Source organism: Fictibacillus sp. NRS-1165, assembly GCF_050468105.1.
Lineage (GTDB): Bacteria > Bacillota > Bacilli > Bacillales > Fictibacillaceae > Fictibacillus_C > Fictibacillus_C terrinigri.
Map to the genome: position 1 here is coordinate 1 of NZ_JBDPNU010000109.1, position 583 is coordinate 583.

At 39.5% G+C, this 583-nt stretch carries 1 protein-coding gene; it reads left to right on the forward strand.

Annotation, left to right across the window (positions count from 1 at the left end; all coding sequences use genetic code 11):
- Positions 1-445, forward strand: a 445-nt coding sequence (locus tag ABHN01_RS24655) for a helix-turn-helix domain-containing protein (RefSeq protein ID WP_429877737.1), incomplete at its 5' end; no start/stop codon positions are given.
- Positions 446-583: the final 138 nt, after the last annotated feature.

The following is a 583-nucleotide window of genomic DNA, read 5'->3' on the forward strand; positions in this document are numbered from 1 at the left end:
ATCTTACAAAGATACGGCAAAACGTTATGGAGTAGACAGTACTTCATTAAAGGAATGGGTAGCTAAATATCGTATTCATGGTCTGGAAGGTTTTCAAAAGTCATATACAAACTATCCAATCGAGTTTAAAATGGACGTACTTCACTTTATGAACGATACAGGAGCGTCCACTTTCGAGACTTCTTCCGTTTTCAATATCCCTTCGGTTTCCACCGTATGGAATTGGAAACGTTTATTTGACACAGGTGGAGTCGACGCTCTCCGAGCTAAAAAAAGGGGGCGTCCACCTATGAAGAAATCGAAAAAACAAAAGCCAATAGAAGGATCAGAAGAAGCACTACGCAAAGAAAACGAGCGTTTGCGAATGGAGAATGCCTACTTAAAAAAGTTACAAGCCTTAATTCAAGAAAAGGAAAAGCGACAGAACAAATCAAGTCGCAAGTAATCCATGAGTTAAGGCATCAATTCAAGGTGATTGACCTTGTAAAAATCGCAGGTATTCCTCGCAGCACTTATTACTATTGGGCAAAGCGAATGAATCGTCCTGACAAATACAGTAACGAAAAAGAAACCATCCAAAAGA